Origin of the sequence: Sulfurihydrogenibium sp., from assembly GCF_027448985.1 — a bacterium.
Lineage (GTDB): Bacteria > Aquificota > Aquificia > Aquificales > Hydrogenothermaceae > Sulfurihydrogenibium.
On sequence record NZ_DAIDMN010000158.1, the window covers coordinates 1 to 1,256 of the forward strand.

General features: G+C 31.4%; 3 protein-coding genes. All 3 read right to left on the minus strand.

Annotation, left to right across the window (positions count from 1 at the left end; genetic code table 11):
* Positions 1-104 precede the first annotated feature (104 nt).
* Positions 105-554 carry a 50S ribosomal protein L15 gene (gene rplO / locus NE054_RS08245; RefSeq protein WP_297890502.1) on the minus strand — a complete coding sequence of 150 codons (450 nt, stop codon included), beginning with the start codon at positions 552-554 and terminating at the stop codon, positions 105-107.
* Positions 554-733: a 50S ribosomal protein L30 gene (gene rpmD / locus NE054_RS08250; RefSeq protein ID WP_297890505.1), complete on the minus strand. Its 180-nt coding sequence runs from the start codon at positions 731-733 to the stop codon at positions 554-556. Before rpmD ends, rplO begins: the two co-directional genes overlap by 1 nt.
* On the minus strand, positions 730-1,256 hold a 527-nt coding region (gene rpsE, locus NE054_RS08255), incomplete at its 5' end, for a 30S ribosomal protein S5 (protein ID WP_297890507.1). The genes rpmD and rpsE, both read right to left, overlap by 4 nt.

Below are 1,256 nucleotides of genomic sequence, written 5' to 3' on the forward strand. Positions count from 1 at the left end.
GGTAGGAGAAATTTCTGTACTTCTATTAACAAATAAAGTTATTAATATTCTGTTTCTAAGCTCTTTTATTTGTAAAATATTTATAATTTTATCCAAAACTACCTCTATTTAGAGATTTTTTCTATCGTTCCACCAACAGCTTTTATTTTTTCTTCAGCAGAAGCAGAGAAAGAATGAGCTTTTACTGTCAATTTCTTTGTTATCTCTCCATCTCCGAGTATTTTTACACATTCTCCCTTTTTTACTAATCCTTTTTCCATTAAAGTTTTAGGATTTACTTCTTCATTCTCATTAAACTTTTTATCTAAATCTTTTAAATTTACTATTTCATATTCTACTTTGTTTGGATTTTTAAATCCTCTCTTAGGAATTCTCATTATGAAAGGTGTTTGTCCACCTTCAAACCTTGCAGGAAGTTTAGAATCTCCAGACCTTGATTTTTGTCCTTTATGACCTCTTGTAGAAGTTTTTCCGTGTCCAGAACCTATACCTCTTCCTACTATTTTCTTTTTATGCGTTGCTCCTTTATTAGGTTTTAATTCATGTAGTTTCATTACTGTATCTCCTCCACTTTAACTAAGTGTTTTACTAATTCTAAATTTCCACATACCATAGGATTTTTATCTAAGATTCTTTCATCGTATATTTTCTTCAATCCTAAAGATTTTAATGCTTGCTTTTGTTTCTCAGTTTTACCGGTGAATCCTCTAATTAATTTTACTTTTATTTTCATTTTACTGGTACACCTCCAGCATATATTCTATAATTTTTAAGTATCTTTTCTTCTTCTAAACCTCTAATCTTTGCAACTTCTTCAGGTGCTTTTACTTTTAATAATGCATCAAATGTTGCTCTTACAACAGCATTAGGATTTGTTGTCCTTCCTATAATTTTAGTAAGAATGTCTGTAACTCCTAAAAGTTCAAGGACAGGTCTCATTGGTCCTCCAGCAACAACACCAGTACCTCTTCTTGCAGGTTTTAATAAAACTACAGCTGAATCGTACTCTCCAATAACGTCATGAGGAATTGTTCCTTCTATCAATGGAACTTTTATGAGTCTTTTCTTTGCATCAGCAATAGCTTTTGCAATGGAAGGTGGAACTTCTCTTGCTTTTCCATGACCAAATCCTACATGACCTTTTTTATCTCCAACTATAGCTAATGTACTAAATGAAAACCTTCTACCACCTTCCATAACACGTGTTGTTCTTCTTATTTCTACTACTTTTTCTTCCAATTCTAATAAATCTGGAT